We start from the raw sequence: 15,546 nt of genomic DNA, 5'->3' as shown, positions 1-15,546 counted from the left end.
TTAGCCCACGGTGATGATGGAGCGCGCGCCGTCGCGCCGCCCCAGAATGTTCAGAAGATTGGACAGAGCCTCGACCCGCTCGGGCACCGCGCTGGCCACGCCATTGAAGCGCAGGCGTTGGTTCACCCATTCGCCTTGGCCGCTGAGCTGCAGGCTGCCTTCCAGCGTGCTGAGCGCCAGGCTGGGCGAGGGGCCGCCCTGCAGCAGGATACGGTAGCTGCCCATGGGCGACAGCGTGGACAGGCGCGAGGAGATGTTTAGCGCATCCAGTTGCACCCGCCCCGTTTGGACGATGCCGGTGGGAGCCCACTCCACCGAAAAGTCTTGGGTGCTGGCGCTGAGCTGGCCCTGGGCTTGTACCGTATTCCACGGCGTGCCCAGGCCGGCCAACAGGCTGGCCGGCCACTGCGATTGGCTGTCTTGCAGCACGATGCGCAGGCCCTTCCAGCCCACGACCGTGGCGCGCAGGCTCAGGGGTTGGGGGGTGCAGCAGTCAGCCGTAATCTGCAGCGAGAGACCGGCCCACATGGGGCGTATACGCCACGACACCCGGCCGGGGAGGGCCACGGCCTGGGTGCTGCCCTGTCCGCCGGACAGCACCAGTTGCGAGGTGCCGGACCAGATGCTGCCTTGGGCGCCGACCAGTTGCAGTTGTTGGCCGCTGGCCTGGCCCAGCGCTGCCGTCAACCAACGTGCGGGTGCAAACACCGTGGTGGCCAGCACGCCACCCAGCAGCACGCCAGCAATGGCCCAGCGCCAGGGGGGCGAGGCTTGGTGTTGCGGCAAACCGGATGTGCGTGCCATGGGTGGTGTTCAGCGTTGCGGCAGGCTCATGACCAGCGTGCCGCTCCAGGTGGCGCCGGTGGCCGTGGTGTTGCGTGTCAGGCGGGCCTCCAGCGGGACCGAGCGGGCGTTTAGCCGCACCTGGGTCAGCCACAGGGCCAGGGCGTCCGCACCGGCGGCCTGCAGCGTGACGGTGGCGCGGTCGGCGGCCACATTGACCTGGGCTGTGGTCGCCAGGGTTTGCTTGGTGGCCAGGTTCAGTGCGCGCAGGGCTTCGTCATAGGCCACGGGTGCCTGGCGCTGCAGCGCGGCGGCCTGGTTTTGCATGGACTGCATGTGTTGCAGTTGTGCATCCAGCGCGGCGGCCTGGGCCGGGGCGGTGCGCAGGGTTTGCAGCGCGGGCGCCAAGAGCAGTTGCCATAGCAGGGCCAGCACGATCAGCACCAGCGCGCCTAGCAGGAAATTGCGCTCCCGCGGTGCCAACTGGCTCCAGCGGGCTTGCAGAGGGCCTAGCATGCCAGCGCCGTTTGCTTTGCCGTTCATGGCCGGCGCTCCTGTTGTTTCAATACCAGGCGGTCGCCCTCTTGCTGGGCGCTGTAGCCTTGGGCCTGCAGGCGGGTGATGGCCGTGGCGAGGGTGGGTGCTGCGGGGTCTGCGAGTTTGAGTCGCAGCTCGCCTGCTGCAAATTCGATAGCGGTAGGTGCAGCAATCTCGGGGGCTAGCGCCTGAAATGTTCCAAGCATGGTCTCCAGGTCGCCGCTGGCGGCGGCGCCGCTTTGGCGCTGCAGGTCGGCCAGTGCGCGGGCCATTTGCAGGGGGGCGTCCACGACCACGCGCACATCGGGGAAGGTGATGGTCAGCGTCTCGCGCACGGCGGTGCGCTTGTCGGCCAGCGCGGCCTGTTCTTTCCAAGCCCAGGCCTGCAGGCCGATGAGATTGACCAGCACGATGGCCGCCGCGGCCCAGCGTGCCGGCTTCCAGCGCGGGGACTGCCACAGCGCGCCGACCCAAGCCGCTAACTGCTTGCGCGTGCGCGTGCCGCGGGTGCGCAGCAGGTCGAACTGGGCCAGGTCCCAGTCGGACTGGGCGGCGGCCATGGCGCGCTGCGCCGGGGTCTGCAGGCTGACACGGCCCGTGAAATGCTGTTCGGCAATGGCGGCCACGGCGGGCTCGGCCAGGACCGCGGGGGGCGGCTCGTCGCCGAGTGTCAGCAGGGCCACGCCGGTGTGGGTCAGGGGTAGCACGACCACGCCTTGCGGACTGCTACAGACCAACTGGGCTTGCTCGGCGGTGCCCAGAGCGTTCAGGCGCACGGTGTCGGGGCCAGCGTCGGCATTGGTGGTGGGGGCCAGCTCGGGCACGATGCGTGCGACGGGTCGGCCGGTTTGCTCCAGCATAGCCAACCAGGCATGCAGCCAGGCCCGGTCGCAGGCGGCCACCCAATTGGGTCCGTCGGCCTGGGTCTGTGGCTGGATTGCGAAATGCAATTGGGCGGGTTCGTCCAGCAGTTGGTCTTCCAGCAGGCCGTCGAGCACGGTGCGCAGGCGCGGTGCGTGGTTGCCGTCCTGGAAGATGCCGCGCTCCAGCGTGCCCTTGGGGAACTCCACACGGTGCCAAGACAACTGGGTTGCGGGTACGACCACCACCACTTCGGCATCGGGCGTCTGCGGCAGCAGGTTGGGTGGCGCGTCCAGGTGGCGCTTGGCGGTGCTGCCATCCTCGGTCCATACCGTGCTGCACGGCGTGCTGGCCGTGGGCGGGGTGCTGGGGAGGGTGATGATCAGTGAGGACATGCCGGTTTTTGAAGCTGCGCCATTGTAGGGGTGCGTTGTGTCCCGTTTTTGGGCTGGCCGCTAGGGTTTACGAGGCTCCGCCGCGGTCGCGCCACAGGGTTTTGACGTTGATGCCGTCGCGTTGCACGACCGAGCGTTCGTCCACCGTGGTCTGGTCCAAGCGCAAGCGGCCCAGGACCTCGAAAAAGCGCGAGCCCACGCTGTGCTGGTTTTCGTTCAGGTCACCCGCCACATCGGGCACCACCTTGCCGGCGTCGCTGAGCGTGCGGAAGTGGGCGAACTGGCGGGTGGTGACCAGGCGCTCGGCCTGGGCCATGTCCAAGCCGGGGATTACCGCGAACAGCACTGGGGCGCTGGCCGTGTTCAGGTTGACTGGCGTGCGCAGGGGTAGCAGCGTGATGAAGGGCCGCAGGATGGCCAGACTGCGCGGTGACAGGCCCAGCCACACCAGTTGCCCCACGCGCTGCGGCATCAGCGGTGCCAGGCGGGAGGAGCCGTTGTCGGGGCTGGCGTCTTGCGCAAAGCGCAGGTTTTCTATCAATGCGGCCAACTCGGTGCGGGGCAGGCCCAGCTTCTCGAACAGCTTGGCGAAGGCGCGCACCGTGGGTTCGGAGGGTTTGCCGTTCTCGACCAGGTTGAGCACGTTCATGCGCCCTTGTAGGTCGGTGATGTAGCCTGACAAAAAGGCCTGGGAGGCGGCGTCGTTGGTATCGGCAACATCAGTGGCCACGCCTTTTTCGGCGGCCAGAAAGGTGGATAAGCGAGCCTCTTCCAGCGGCACGGCCCAGGGTTCGCCCAGGTAGTCCACCGCACCGGAGCGGGCGTCTTCGCGCAGGATCAGGCGAGCCCAGTCCAGTGCGCCGGTCAGCACCCACAACGATTGCACGCGGGCGCGTTCGGCGGTTTCTACCTCCACACTGCGCCACTGCTGCCATAGCGTGGCCGCGGCCAAGGTGGCCACCAGGGCCACGGTCAGCATGGCCATCAGCAGGGCTGCGCCGGCCTGGCGTGCGCGAGCCGTCATGGCTTGCCCCCCCCCAGCGTGATGCGGGCCCAGTCGCGGGTCAGGGTGCCGGCAAAGGCTTCGTTGGGTGGCAGGGTCAGCACCAGGCGTACCCCGTCCGGTAGCACCGCTTCGGTCGGCGTGGCGGTGCTGCCGGAGCCCGGTGTGGGGGGCGGTGGTGGCGGGATCGCGGCGTCGCTGGACAAAGGGTTGGTCCAGGCATCGGCGCGAAAGTAAAACACCTTCCACTGGTCCAGTGCGGCGACCCGCACCTCCAGCTTCTTGTCTTCTTCGCTGGCGTTTTGCGCCCACTGGGCGGCGCGGGCCCAGGTGGCTTGCAACTCACCCCGCACCTTCACGGGCGGCGACTGCCAGCGCAGCCACTGGCCCACGCCATCGATATCGCGCCGCGCCCAAGCCACGACGAGCAGGCCATCACCCGAATTCGCACTGCTGCGCCGCAGCACGCGCAGTGCGCGGCCATCCCAATCCAGGGCCGGGGTATTGGGTACTTGCACGATGGCGTCGAGATCGGCCACCCATTGCGACAGACCGGCTTGCAGACTGAGCACGGCGTCGGAGCGCTGCTGCAACTGGGTTTGCGCCCGTGACATGCCATCCAGCCCGCGCCAGCTCAGACCGGCCATCAGCGCGAGGATGCCGATGGCGACCAGCAGCTCAATCAGCGTGAAGCCGTGCATGCGTGTGGAGGCCAAAATCCGCGCCGGGCCGCCCCAAGCGGATTTAGCCCCCCTGGGGGGCAGCGTAGTAGGCGCAGCGACAAGCGTGGGGGCCATATCAGTACCGTCCCACCACGGTAGACAGCGTCAGTAGAGGGGTGTCACGTTCTGCCACATGGGCTTCGACGCGCAGGAAATTGGGGTTCGGTGTGGGCCGCACCGATAGGGTCACCGCCTGGCTATGGCCCGCTTGCTCACAAGCCGTCGTGTTATCGCCCACAGCCGGCATTTGCTTGGACAGGCGCACGGCGACCAGCGCGTTTTCGGCGCACAGTTGGGCCAGCAACAGGTCGGACTGTCGTTCGGCATTGCGGCCCAGCGCCCCTGTGGAGCGCACGCCGGCGGCCAGAGCAATGGCCACGATGGCCAGTGCGACCAGGATCTCTACCAAGGTGAAACCAAGGGAGGCCCGCTGCAAGGGGGCTCGCAGACTCATGGGGTCTCAGCGTCCGCCAGCACTTTGAACGGGCGTACGCCGTCGGTGGCGATGCTCAGGCTGCGTGTGGGTTGGGACAGCGAGGCCAGGCGTATGCGCTGTGGGCCGATGATGGGTTCAGGCCCCAACACCACCACGGCTTGGGTGTTGGTTGCCACGATGTCGGGACTCAGCCACTGTGAAGGCAAGGCCGTATTGGGCAAGCCTTCGAATGCAAAGCCGTTGGGCGTGGCGTGCCAGGTCACGGTGTTGGCGGTCATGCGCGACAGGGCGCGGGCTGACTCCAGTAGTGCGGACAGGCGCTGGGCTTCGCGTTCCAATTGGGTTTGAGAAGAGTCTCGCATCGCTAGGCCCACCCCCGCTGTGGCCAATGCCATGATGGCCACGACGACCAGTAGCTCTAGCAGAGTGAAGCCTCTGGAAGGGGCGGCACTTGGGTGCCTCGAGCGGCGTGCTATGCGGCCTTCTGATGGGAGGCTAGTCCCAGCTGCCGATGTCCGCATTCTTACCCTCGCCGCCCGGTTGGCCATCTGCGCCGAAGGAGAAGACATCGACCTCGGCTCGCACGCCCGGGTTCATGTACTGGTAGGGCCGCCCCCAGGGGTCATTGGGCAGCTTCTCCACGTAGTGCTTCCAGTTGGTGGGGACGGGACCCTCCGTGGGTTTGGTCAGCAGCGCCTGCAAGCCCTGGGCGGAGGTGGGGTAGCGCTGGTTGTCCAGCTTGTAGAGCTTGAGCGCCTGCATCAGGTGGTTGACGTCGGTCTTGGCGGCGGTGGCGCGCGCGTCGTCGGCACGGTCCAGTACGCTGGGGACGATGAGCGCAGCCAGCACACCAATGATCAACACCACCACCATCAATTCGATGAGGGTGAAGCCTGCATGGCGTTTGCTACGTCGGCGCGAAAGCCGGGCCAGGAGAGAGGGGTGTTTGGCGGGTTGGGGATTCATGGTCGGGTCAATCATAATCGCGCAATGCAAACAAACGCTTTACTGCAAGTGTGGGGGTCTCGGCTGGCAACGCTGCTGCTGGCCGCATTGGCGGCGCTCAGCGCCACCTATTGGGCGCTGAAGAGCACGCATGCCAACAGTGTATCGACCGCGATTCCGGCTTCCGGTTTTTCCGCCCTGGACCCTATGGCCCTGGCTCGCGCGCTAGGCGGTGGTGGCGTGGTGGCGCCTGTGGGGGGGCCACCTGCAGCTGCCAGCACCGCCTATGCCTTGGTGGGTGTTCTGGCCGATAGCGTGCATGGCGGGGCAGCCCTGATTGCGGTGGACGGCAAGCCTGCCAAACCCTACCGCGTGGGGGCTGCAGTAGATACCAACCTGGTGGTGCAATCGGTCACGGGTCGCCGTGCCGTGCTGGCCACCAGCATGGATGGTCCGGCGCAGATGACGCTGGAAATGCCGCCGCTCAGCAAGTGATGGGGCCTCGCGTGCGACGGCTTGCCGCGCCGCCGCGGCACGACACATTGGACGCCTTGCGTGGGGCGGCCGTGCTGTGGATGACGGCCTTTCACTTCTGCTTTGACCTCAACCATTTCGGCGTCATCCACGAAGATTTTTACCGCGATCCGCGGTGGACGGTGCAGCGCACCTGCATCCTGAGTCTGTTCTTGTTGTGCGCCGGAATGGGCCAGGCGGTCGCCGTGCATGCCGGGCAAAGCTGGCAGCGCTTCTGGAAACGCTGGGCACAAATCGCAGCCTGCGCCGCGGCTGTCAGTCTGGGCTCGGCTTTGATGTTTCCCAATAGCTGGATCTACTTCGGCGTGTTGCACGGTATGGCCGTGATGCTGCTGGTGTGCCGGGCGACGGCGTCATGGGGGCGCTGGTTGTGGCCCGCCGGGCTGCTCATGGTCTTGCTGGGCGTGAATGCACCGCAGGTTCATGCGGTGTTGCCGTTTGCCGAGGCCTGGGACCTCAAGGCGCTGAATTGGCTGGGGTTGATCAGCCACAAGCCCATCACAGAAGACTATGTGCCGATACTGCCTTGGCTGGGCGTGATGTGGTGGGGTATGGCTGCTGGCCAATGGGCATTGGCGCGGGGGTGGTTGGCGCGTGCGGACCAGAAGGGCCTCGCATTGCCTTTGGCGCCCTTGTCTTGGTTAGGGCGTTGGAGTTTGAGTTGGTACATGGCCCACCAGCCCGTGCTGATAGGGCTGCTGACACTAGTGGGCTTTTTGCGTTAGCCGGGCCTGTTTCAGTCCCAATCGCCTGGGACTAATAGCTTCGACCCTTGGTCACCGTTTCACGGGTGATCTTCCAGGCGCCCTGTACGCTTTCCAACGCCAAGGTCTTGTTGACCGAGTCCTTGTAGTTGGCGGAGCCGTACTCTTGCGAGAACCCGACCTCGGCCGCCTTGGCGTTGCAGCGCAGTGTGCTCAACTTGCCGATCGTGATCTGGATATCGCCCTGCTTGCTGATGCGGCTGGTGCGCATAGCTTCCCACTGCTTGCGGTCCATGGCATTGCCGGGCACAAAATTGCTGGAATAGGCCCCCAGGTAGCCAGCGACGTCTTTGCGGTTCCAGGCCTTCAACCACGTTTCCACCGCTTGCGGCAGTTGCGCGCAGTCAGCGACGGGGGCGGGTGCCGGAGGTACCACAGGAGCAGACGTTGTGGCCACGGGCTTGACCGGGTCTGCCGGCAGGGAGGCGGGACGCGAACTGAAAGTGCGATCCAGCGTGGAGGCGACGGGCACGGCGTTACTGCATTGCATCAGCCCGTCTTCGTCTTCCGTATTTCCCGATGGGTCGGGGATGTCCCGGGCCAGGGTTTGCAGTTTCAATGTGCTTAGCAGGGACCCCGAGGCTGCCAATACCCGTATTGACGACAGTTGCAAGTCGTATTCGGCGTTGGCCAGGGCACGGCGGGCCTGGTACAACTCGTTCTCGGTATCCAGCAAGTCCAGCAGCGAGCGCTGGCCGATATCGAATTGCTGCTGGTAGGCTTGGCGGGCTTTGGATGTCGACAGCTCGTGCTGACTCAACAGCTTGATCTGCGCAGCCAAGCGCTGGGAGTCGTTGAACGCGATTTCACCGGTTTGCCATACGTCTCGGCAGGCCTTGTCACGCAGATCGAAGGCGCTGCCGAGCTTGGCGACATATTGGTTTACGCGGGCTTTGTCCGCCCCACCACGGTACAGGTTGTAGCTCAGGACCACTTCCAATGCGCTATCGCGGTAGTCGCCGGTCACGCCGTTCTGGTTGGTCTCCACACTTTGGCGTGCACGCAGCTCGATGGTCGGCGCATACGCGGAGCGGCGCACGTTTCCATCCGAGCGGAAGCCGCGGATGGTGGCGACAGCGGCTAGAAAGTCGGGGTTGGTGCGTATGGCATCTGCCATGAATCCGGCGCCAGCCTTTACGAAGGCACCCATGGGTTCGACCGCGGCCAGGTTGGTTGAGGGTAGGTCCCCCACCAAGCGTTGGTAGCGGGCGGACACGTCGTGCAGGTTGCTGGACTCGGTCAGCCAGTTGGATTCGGCCAAGGCCATGCGTCCAGCCGCCTGCTCGAGGTCGACCTTGCGGCCTACGCCCGCATTCACTTTTTGGCTCAGGCGGTCGTGCACCTCCTGGTGGGTGGTGAAGTTGTCGGCGGCGAGTTGGACCAGATCACGGTAGCGCAGCACATCCAGGTAGGCACGGGCCACTTCCAGTGCGGTCTGGTCGCTGACAGACAAAAGTTCGAAATATGCGGTCTGCTGTGCGTAGCTCAGGCGGCGGGTTTCATGCAGCGTGGCAAAGCCATCGAACAGGGTCTGGCGCAATTGCAACGAAGCCCGATTGCCGTTGTAACCCTGCGTCGATGCCAGCGACGGGGTTTTGGTTTCGTAGGCCCCGCCGGCGATCTCCAGATCCACGCGGGGCAACCAGCCACCTTGGGCTGCCTGGCGCTCGGCCTTGGCGGCCTCCAGATTGTGGAAGCGCAATTTGACTTCCGGATTTTGCAGGATGGCCCGTTCGACCGCGTCCTTCAAGTTGCCAGGCGAAGGCTCGGCGTTGGCCCAAGGGCTGATGCCCGCGGTGGCAAGCAGGACGGCGTAGCTGATGCGGGTGAGCTTGTTCATACTGATTGAATTCTTCCTGCAAGGGTTGGGCGGCTTGGACGGCACCTGCCCACCGACAGACTGTGCTAGTGTTCGGCGAGTATAGATAGTGCGGCATTCTGCTAGGAAATTGCGAGCACTGCAGCAAGTGTGGGCGCGGGCGTTTTAAAAATGGGATCTTGTGTGAAAAAATACACAAAATGTTACAACTTTATTTTGACAGATTCCCAGGCGGCGTCTTGGGTGGCAGGTCGCTTACCCGTGCCCCGGGCCTTGGGTAGGCGCCGTCACTAGCCAGTCTGCTCCATGGACCTGACGGATTCTTTACCGTGCTGAAAAGCCCGCCAACTGCACGCAGATACTGTGCGACCGCAGGGGCGTGGCTCGTTCTATTGGGGGCGGTTTGGCTGGGGCAGGCCGCCTACGGCGGAGCGGACTTTGAGAAATTGCTGGCCAGTCTTGCCCAACGCTGGGGCGCGGGGCCTACTGCCAAATTCAATGCCTGGCAAAACCTGATCGTCAGCAACAAGGCGGCGGGCGATGTGGACCGGCTCAAGCGCACCAACGACTTCTTCAATCGGCAAATCACGTTTGGGGACGATGCCACAGTCTGGGGCCAGGAAGACTATTGGGCTACTCCGCTGGAAACCTTGGGCAAAGGTGCTGGAGACTGTGAAGACTTTGTCATAGCCAAGTACTTTACGTTGAAGGAGATGGGCGTGGAGTCCAGCAAGTTACGGCTCATCTATGTGCGGGCCAAGACAGGCTCGACGGACAGCACGGCCTTGCAGGCGCACATGGTGCTGGCCTATTACGCCAAACCCGAGGCAGAGCCCATGGTGTTGGACAACCTGATTGGCGACATACGTCCGGCATCGCGTCGGCCGGATCTGGTGCCCGTCTTCAGCTTTAACAGCGAAGGCATTTTCACCGGGGTCTCGGGCAAGGATGCGACGCCGGCTGCTGGAACGGGGCGTTTGTCGCGGTGGGAAGATTTGTTGAAGCGTGCACGCGCCGAGGGCTTTGAGTAGCCTCGCCGGAGCACAGGAAAGGAAGTTGAAAATGTCAATGTTTCGCCAACTATGGCTTACCATCATCGCCAGCACGCTGATGGCCTTGGCTGGGAGCTTGCTGGTCTCCATGTTGAGTGCCCGTGCCTATCTGGAGTCGCAGCTGTCCATCAAGAACACGGACAACGCAACAGCCTTGGCGCTGTCCCTGAGCCAGAGCAGTCCAGACGACGTGATGATCGACCTGGTCGTGTCCTCGCTGTTTGATGGGGGACACTATGAGCTCGTACGTGTAACCAATCCCCAGGGCAAGACGATGTCGGAGCGCGTGGGGTCGGATACCGATCTGGGTGCGCCGACCTGGTTTGTGCAATTGCTACCTATCCAGGCGCAGGCCGGACAGGCGCAAATCTCCAGCGGCTGGAAGCAAATGGGTACCGTTACGCTGGTGAGCCAAAGCCGCTTTGCGTATGCGGCGCTGTGGAAGAGTGCCAAGGAAATGGCGCTGGCCCTGCTGCTTGCGGGCTTGGCCGGTGGTTATATGGCGACGCTGGTATTGCGCCGCTTGCGGCGCCCTTTGAATGCTGTTATTGACCAAGCCCAGGCCATCACGGAACGCCGTTTTGTGACTATGGAAGAGCCGGCGGTGCCGGAGCTGAAGAAGTTGGCCAACGCGATGAATGTGACGGTGGCGCGGCTAAAGACCATGTTTGATGACGAGGCCAAGCGGCTGGAAGGTGTACGCCGCGAAGCCAACTGCGACACCCTGACGGGGCTCGCCAACCGCAGCAATTTCATGTCCCGTTTGCGTGACACGGTGCATGCAGAGCACTCGGCGGGGGGCACAGTGTTCATCGCCCGCGTTGCCAATCTGGCGACGGTCAACCAGGCGCTGGGCCGCAAGGATACCGACGAGCTTCTGCGCGCCTTTGGCCGTGGGCTCACGTCGGTCTGCGAGCGCTACCCGGAGGCACTGGCCGCGCGGCTGAATGGTGCCGACTTTGCGATGTTGGTGCCGGCCCTGTCTTCGCCACAAGAGGTGGCGGAAGAATTGTTCCAGGCACTGACCAGCGAGGCCGCTGCCTATTTGCCCGATCGCCCGAGCACCTGGCTGGGCTGCGGCCATTTCCCGCCCGGGGTTGAAATGGACACCATCTTGGCCCAGGTGGACATGGCCTTGGCGGCCGTGGAAGCAGCAGGCGCTAGTGGCTTGAAAGTCGTGGACCTGCACGCCGGAGAGGATACGCCCAAGAGCACCGAGGAGTGGTCCAAACTGATCCAACGTGCACTGAGCCAAAAGTGGGTACGTCTGGTGTCCTTCCCGGTGATGACGTTGGATGGACAACTGGTGCACCGTGAGTGTCCGCTGCGCCTGATGTTCGATGAGCAAGGCGAGTGGCAGCCAGCGGGTAAATTCTTGCCGGTGGCCGAGCGGTTGAAGCTGACGCCGCAGCTGGACTTGGCTGCCGTAGCCCTGGGGTTGGACGAACTGGAAGCCAAACCCCAGTTGACGGGTCTTGCCATCAACCTATCGGCCAGCTCCATCTACCTGCCCGAGTTTCGCGCCGACTTGCAGAAGTTGCTGCGTCGGCGCGCGGGTACGCAGCGCCTGTGGCTGGAGGTGGCGGAGTCGGGTGCGCTGTCCCATTTCGATGCGTTCAAGGCTCTGTGTGCCGACTTGCGCGGCGTGGGTTGCAAGCTGGGCCTGGAACACTTCGGGCGCCAGTTCAGTGAAATCGGACGCCTGCACGACCTGGGGCTGGACTATTTGAAAGTCGACGGCAGCTTTGTGCGCGGGCTGGACGGCAATGCGGGCAACCAGGCCTTCTTGAAGGGACTGTCCACGATAGCTCACAGCATCGGCTTGAAAGTTATCGCCGAGGGCGTTACCAATGGGGCCGATCTCCAAGCGCTTGGACCGTTGGGTTTTGATGGCGCTACCGGACCTGCCGTGAACGAGCCCTCCCCTTAAGCGGGTCAATTCAGTCCGATCTACAGAAAGCATCTCGGCGAAGGCTCCGCGGGAACGCGGGGCCTTGTTTGAGATTACGGGGGCGTGCCGCTGCCAGCCTTCAACAGTTCGGCAGCAATCGTGATGCTGACCGAGCCCGAAGCCGTGCCACCGTGGCCATCACTGATGGTGTAGCTGAATGAGGCGTCTCCCACGTAGTCCTTGGTGGGCGTGAACACAACGTTGTTGCCGACCAGTGAGACCGTTCCATGGGTTGCGTCGAGCACTGAGCTGATGGTCAAGGGATCACTGTCAGGATCGGTGTCGTTGCTCAGCAGCGTGGTCGTGGCGATGACGACCGGCGAGTTGGCCGTGCCGGTGACGGAATCGGCCACTGCGACCGGTGCATGGTTTGCTGCCGCGACCGTCAGATCGACGGTAGTCGTGGATGTTCCCCCGTGGCCATCGCTGATGGTGTAGTTGAACGAAGCCGCACCGGTGTAACCGGCGGTTGGCGTGAACACGACATCTGATCCGACTTGGGCAACCGTGCCGTGGGTTGCGTTTTGCACCGAGAACAAGGTGAGCGGATCGCCGTCAGGGTCGCTGTCATTGATCAACAGGGTGCTACCCGCAATCGTGACCGGCGTATCCACGGTGGTCGTTGCCGTGTCATGCACGGCCGTCGGGCCATGGTTGATGTTGATGGTCAGCGTCGAGGTGTCGGTGCTGGTGCCATCCGACAGGGAGTAAGTGGCAACGGGCACTGCGCCGGTGTAGCCCTTGTTTGCGGTAAACGAGTAGCTTCCGTCCGCACTGATCTGCAGGGTGCCAACGCCGGAGATGGTGGCGGTCTGTCCTGCATTGAAAACGGTATTGTCTCCAGCCACCACAAACGTGGTGACGTGTACGGTGCCGTCCACGCTGCTGGTGCCCGTCAGAACGCTGCCCTGCAACAAGCTTGCTCCGGTGTCGAGGGTGACGGTCTCGTTCTTGTCAGTGAATCCATCGGTCACCGGTGTAACGGTGATCGACAGCGTGGACGTATCGCTGTTGGAGCCGTCATTCATCGTGTAGGTGACCACGGGAACAGATCCGTTGTAGTTGGCGTTCGGTGTGAACGTGTAGGAGCCGTTTGCATTGATCAACAAGCTGCCGACGCCAGCGATGGTGGCGGAGTGGCCCGCCACATAGACGGTGCTGTCGCCTGCGACCTGGAAAGTCGTGACGGAAACCGTTCCGTTGCTGCTGGTGGTTCCGGTCAGCACGCTTCCGTTGAGCACGGAATCCTCTGCCATGCTCACCACTTCGTTGGCGTCCGTGAACGGGCTGCCGGACGATGCGGGTGTGGTCGCCACGCTCATTGACTGGCTCGCCATCAAAGCGAAGGTTGCAGGTGATGTGCCATTGATCGTGATGTCTATGGTTGCAGTGTCGTAACCACCTTGGCCATCACGAATCTTGTAGGTGAAAATGTCGTGGCCGGTCTGGCCGGTGACCAAGGCAGTCGTGTTGGCATTGGAATTGTCCAGTGTGTAGGTATAGCTGCCGTTGGCGGCAATCTGCAAGCTGCCATAGCGACCCGTCACCGTGACCGGAGACGCCAGTGCCGTAGTGCCAGCTGGAATAGTGCCTACGCCGGCCACCAAGTCGGTCACCTGGAGTACTGCGCCGGCGTTGGGGTCGGTGTCGGTCACATTGCCAGATCCGCCAGTGATGGCTTGGCCGGTAAGTGTTGTCGTTGCGGAGCCTTCGAGCAGAGCGGTTGTTGGCGTGTCGTTCTTTGCGTCCGGCGCCGTGTTGACACCGGTATCCACGAGATCCGTCATAGTCACGCCCTTGGACATGATTTCCAAAGTTAGTGTTCCGGACTTGGTGGCCGCACTGCCGTTGGAGGACTCTGTCGCGGTTGCCACTACGCCGAGTGAGAACGTACCCACTTGCGAAGCCGGCAGCAAGATGTGCGCACTTGCCAAATCTGCCTGGCTGATAGTCACGGATCCAGCCGTGGGGGTGATACCCGTCGGGTTGGATGAGGTCGTAATGACCGCCCCGGCGGGGATTCCTGAGAATGTGATGGTCAGAGCTTCTGATCCGTCGGTGTCGTTCAAGCTGGCCGTAACGTATTGGGCCAAGGCAATGTCGGTTTGCGTTCCGCCGACGGCATTGCCTTGGATAGCGCCCTGCGCAAAGCGTAAATTGATGTCATCGACCATTGCTCCGCGACCGGCGTTGAGGAAGTTGGTGGCATCGGTGATGATACGAATCGTATCGGAGCCCGTGCCCACAAAACTCAAGTGCAGGTTCTGCCAATCGAGTGCTGTCTGACCACTTGTCGACGCATAGGTACCAATGGTGACGCCATTGACGGTAATTTTGATAGCCGTGTACGTGGTGTCAAATCCAAGCCGGCCAGCGTAATCCAAGGACAATTCATACACTTGTCCAACTTGAGTGACTACTGTGCGTTCTATACCCAGAGTTTGTGGATTCGTCGTCGTGCTGGCATTGTTGAGTTCGAGGAACGTGGTGCCGTCGCCGGTTGCAGCGTTAAATGAAACCAGGTTGCCCGCCTGGTTAGTCATTTGGTCACCGGTGGTCCAGGTCTCGAAACGGTCCATGCCATTGGTGCCGTTCGTATCGGGCGTCGTGGGCACTCCGCCTGTTGTGCCGGTGGGGTAGAGCAAATTCCAACCATCAAAGGTGGGGCCAGCCACGGGCTGCGACGTGGTATCACTATTGGGAGCCGATTCCCATCCGGTATTGAACACCTGGCCGGAGGCGTTGGTGACCGTCAAATTCGGCGTGTCAGCGACTGCAACGACCGTGATATTGACTGCCGCTGTAGAGGTGCCTCCATTGCCATCGCTGATGGTGTAGGTAAAGGATGCCGGGCCGCTGTAGTTGGTGTCGGGCGTGAACGTGATGTTGCCACCGGACAAGGATACCGTTCCGTGCGTTGCGCCCTGCACGGATGTGACACTGAGGGTGTTGTTTTCGACATCCGTATCGTTGGCCAATAGGCTGGCTGTTGTGAATACCGTTGGTGTGTCTTCGTTGATGGTCTTGGTATCGTTGACAGCCACAGGAGCATCGTTGACCGGGGTCACTGTAATGGCCAAGGTAGACGTATCGTTGCTGGATCCATCCGTCATCGTATATGTGACCACGGGTACTGTACCGTTGTAGTTCGCAGCCGGCACGAAAGTGTAAGAACCATTGGCCAAAATGGTCAGGCTGCCGACACCGGCGATCACGGTGGGCGTGGCGCCGGCCGTATGAACCGTCGCATCACCGGCTACCAGATAGGAAACAACGGTAACAGGGCCATCCACGCTGCTGGTGCCGGTAAGCACGCTGCCAGCCAAGGTAGTGTCTTCGGCTACGCTGACTGTTTCGTTGGCATCTGTGAAAGGATCGTCAACCGGATTGATCGTCAAGTTGACCGTAGCGGTGGATGTTCCGCCGTGTCCATCGCTGATGGTGTAGGTGAAGGAGGCCGGTCCGTTGTAGTTGGCGGTGGGCGTAAACACGACGTTGCCACCTACCAGTGACACAGTCCCATTGGTGGCTCCTTGCACGGAGGTCACGCTCAAGGTGTCGCCGTCGGGGTCGGAGTCGTTGCTCAAGAGTGTCGTCAGGGGAATGGAAATAGCCTGGTCTTCATTGCCCGTTGCACTGTCATTGACGGCTACCGGTCCATCGTTAGTACCGGTGACGGTGATGGTCAGCGTGGTGGAGGACGTCAGGCCAGCGGTATCGCGCACCGTGTAGGTGAAGACATCG

General features: G+C 62.9%; 14 protein-coding genes. 4 read left to right on the top strand and 10 right to left on the bottom strand.

Annotation, left to right across the window (positions count from 1 at the left end; genetic code table 11):
* The 8 genes from gspN to gspG form a co-directional block, all read right to left on the bottom strand.
* On the bottom strand, nucleotides 1–804 hold the full coding sequence (gene gspN, locus AC07OO_RS08970; protein ID WP_495081702.1) for a type II secretion system protein N: 804 nt from the start codon (nucleotides 802–804) through the stop codon (nucleotides 1–3).
* Between the two features lie 9 nt (nucleotides 805–813).
* Nucleotides 814–1,326 carry a type II secretion system protein M gene (locus tag AC07OO_RS08965; protein WP_495081701.1) on the bottom strand — a complete coding sequence of 171 codons (513 nt, stop codon included), beginning with the start codon at nucleotides 1,324–1,326 and terminating at the stop codon, nucleotides 814–816.
* Nucleotides 1,323–2,576, bottom strand: coding sequence for a type II secretion system protein GspL (gene gspL, locus AC07OO_RS08960; RefSeq protein WP_495081700.1), 1,254 nt, complete (start codon nucleotides 2,574–2,576; stop codon nucleotides 1,323–1,325). Before gspL ends, AC07OO_RS08965 begins: the two co-directional genes overlap by 4 nt.
* 67 nt (nucleotides 2,577–2,643) lie before the next feature.
* Entirely contained in the window at nucleotides 2,644–3,600 is a 957-nt protein-coding gene (gene gspK / locus AC07OO_RS08955) for a type II secretion system minor pseudopilin GspK (RefSeq protein WP_495081699.1), read from the bottom strand.
* Entirely contained in the window at nucleotides 3,597–4,376 is a 780-nt protein-coding gene (locus AC07OO_RS08950) for a PulJ/GspJ family protein (RefSeq protein WP_495081698.1), read from the bottom strand. The genes gspK and AC07OO_RS08950 overlap by 4 nt, the downstream gene beginning before the upstream one ends.
* 1 nt (nucleotide 4,377) lies before the next feature.
* Entirely contained in the window at nucleotides 4,378–4,755 is a 378-nt protein-coding gene (gspI, locus tag AC07OO_RS08945; RefSeq protein ID WP_495081697.1) for a type II secretion system minor pseudopilin GspI, read from the bottom strand.
* Entirely contained in the window at nucleotides 4,752–5,213 is a 462-nt protein-coding gene (locus tag AC07OO_RS08940) for a prepilin-type N-terminal cleavage/methylation domain-containing protein (protein ID WP_495081796.1), read from the bottom strand. The genes gspI and AC07OO_RS08940 overlap by 4 nt, the downstream gene beginning before the upstream one ends.
* Nucleotides 5,214–5,232: 19 nt before the next feature.
* The gene (gene gspG / locus AC07OO_RS08935) at nucleotides 5,233–5,703 is read right to left on the bottom strand and encodes a type II secretion system major pseudopilin GspG (protein ID WP_495081696.1); all 471 of its coding nucleotides are present in this window, start codon (nucleotides 5,701–5,703) and stop codon (nucleotides 5,233–5,235) included.
* Nucleotides 5,704–5,727: 24 nt separating this feature from the next.
* Here gspG and AC07OO_RS08930 point away from each other — a divergent pair, with 24 nt between their 5' ends.
* Together AC07OO_RS08930 and AC07OO_RS08925 are read left to right on the top strand one after the other, a co-directional pair.
* The gene (locus AC07OO_RS08930) at nucleotides 5,728–6,177 is read left to right on the top strand and encodes a type II secretion system protein N (RefSeq protein WP_495081695.1); all 450 of its coding nucleotides are present in this window, start codon (nucleotides 5,728–5,730) and stop codon (nucleotides 6,175–6,177) included.
* Nucleotides 6,177–6,941 carry an acetyltransferase domain-containing protein gene (locus AC07OO_RS08925; protein WP_495081694.1) on the top strand — a complete coding sequence of 255 codons (765 nt, stop codon included), beginning with the start codon at nucleotides 6,177–6,179 and terminating at the stop codon, nucleotides 6,939–6,941. Before AC07OO_RS08930 ends, AC07OO_RS08925 begins: the two co-directional genes overlap by 1 nt.
* A 31-nt stretch (nucleotides 6,942–6,972) precedes the next feature.
* Here the strand turns inward: AC07OO_RS08925 and AC07OO_RS08920 are convergent, their stop codons facing one another.
* Entirely contained in the window at nucleotides 6,973–8,820 is a 1,848-nt protein-coding gene (locus AC07OO_RS08920) for a TolC family outer membrane protein (protein ID WP_495081693.1), read from the bottom strand.
* A 371-nt stretch (nucleotides 8,821–9,191) separates the two neighbouring features.
* On the opposite strand from AC07OO_RS08920, the gene AC07OO_RS08915 reads away from it, so the two are divergent.
* Together AC07OO_RS08915 and AC07OO_RS08910 are read left to right on the top strand one after the other, a co-directional pair.
* Nucleotides 9,192–9,830, top strand: coding sequence for a transglutaminase-like cysteine peptidase (locus tag AC07OO_RS08915; protein ID WP_495081692.1), 639 nt, complete (start codon nucleotides 9,192–9,194; stop codon nucleotides 9,828–9,830).
* 31 nt (nucleotides 9,831–9,861) lie between these two features.
* Nucleotides 9,862–11,781, top strand: coding sequence for a bifunctional diguanylate cyclase/phosphodiesterase (locus AC07OO_RS08910; RefSeq protein WP_495081691.1), 1,920 nt, complete (start codon nucleotides 9,862–9,864; stop codon nucleotides 11,779–11,781).
* A gap of 74 nt (nucleotides 11,782–11,855) precedes the next feature.
* Here the strand turns inward: AC07OO_RS08910 and AC07OO_RS08905 are convergent.
* Nucleotides 11,856–15,546, bottom strand: a 3,691-nt coding sequence (locus tag AC07OO_RS08905; protein ID WP_495081690.1) for a beta strand repeat-containing protein, incomplete at its 5' end; no start/stop codon positions are given.

The organism is Rhodoferax sp. GW821-FHT07G04 (assembly GCF_059418585.1).
This window is presented reverse-complemented; position numbering and strand designations above follow the sequence as displayed.

What these genes read in the sequence shown, in the direction of transcription:
- AC07OO_RS08910 (WP_495081691.1), top strand. Translation starts at nt 9,862, where the DNA reads ATGTCAATGTTTCGCCAACTATGGCTTACCATCATCGCCAGCACGCTG.
- AC07OO_RS08965 (WP_495081701.1), bottom strand. Translation starts at nt 1,326, where the DNA reads ATGAACGGCAAAGCAAACGGCGCTGGCATGCTAGGCCCTCTGCAAGCC.
- AC07OO_RS08920 (WP_495081693.1), bottom strand. Translation starts at nt 8,820, where the DNA reads ATGAACAAGCTCACCCGCATCAGCTACGCCGTCCTGCTTGCCACCGCG.
- gspI (WP_495081697.1), bottom strand. Translation starts at nt 4,755, where the DNA reads ATGAGTCTGCGAGCCCCCTTGCAGCGGGCCTCCCTTGGTTTCACCTTG.
- AC07OO_RS08930 (WP_495081695.1), top strand. Translation starts at nt 5,728, where the DNA reads ATGCAAACAAACGCTTTACTGCAAGTGTGGGGGTCTCGGCTGGCAACG.
- gspL (WP_495081700.1), bottom strand. Translation starts at nt 2,576, where the DNA reads ATGTCCTCACTGATCATCACCCTCCCCAGCACCCCGCCCACGGCCAGC.
- AC07OO_RS08950 (WP_495081698.1), bottom strand. Translation starts at nt 4,376, where the DNA reads ATGGCCCCCACGCTTGTCGCTGCGCCTACTACGCTGCCCCCCAGGGGG.
- gspN (WP_495081702.1), bottom strand. Translation starts at nt 804, where the DNA reads ATGGCACGCACATCCGGTTTGCCGCAACACCAAGCCTCGCCCCCCTGG.
- AC07OO_RS08925 (WP_495081694.1), top strand. Translation starts at nt 6,177, where the DNA reads ATGGGGCCTCGCGTGCGACGGCTTGCCGCGCCGCCGCGGCACGACACA.
- gspG (WP_495081696.1), bottom strand. Translation starts at nt 5,703, where the DNA reads ATGAATCCCCAACCCGCCAAACACCCCTCTCTCCTGGCCCGGCTTTCG.
- gspK (WP_495081699.1), bottom strand. Translation starts at nt 3,600, where the DNA reads ATGACGGCTCGCGCACGCCAGGCCGGCGCAGCCCTGCTGATGGCCATG.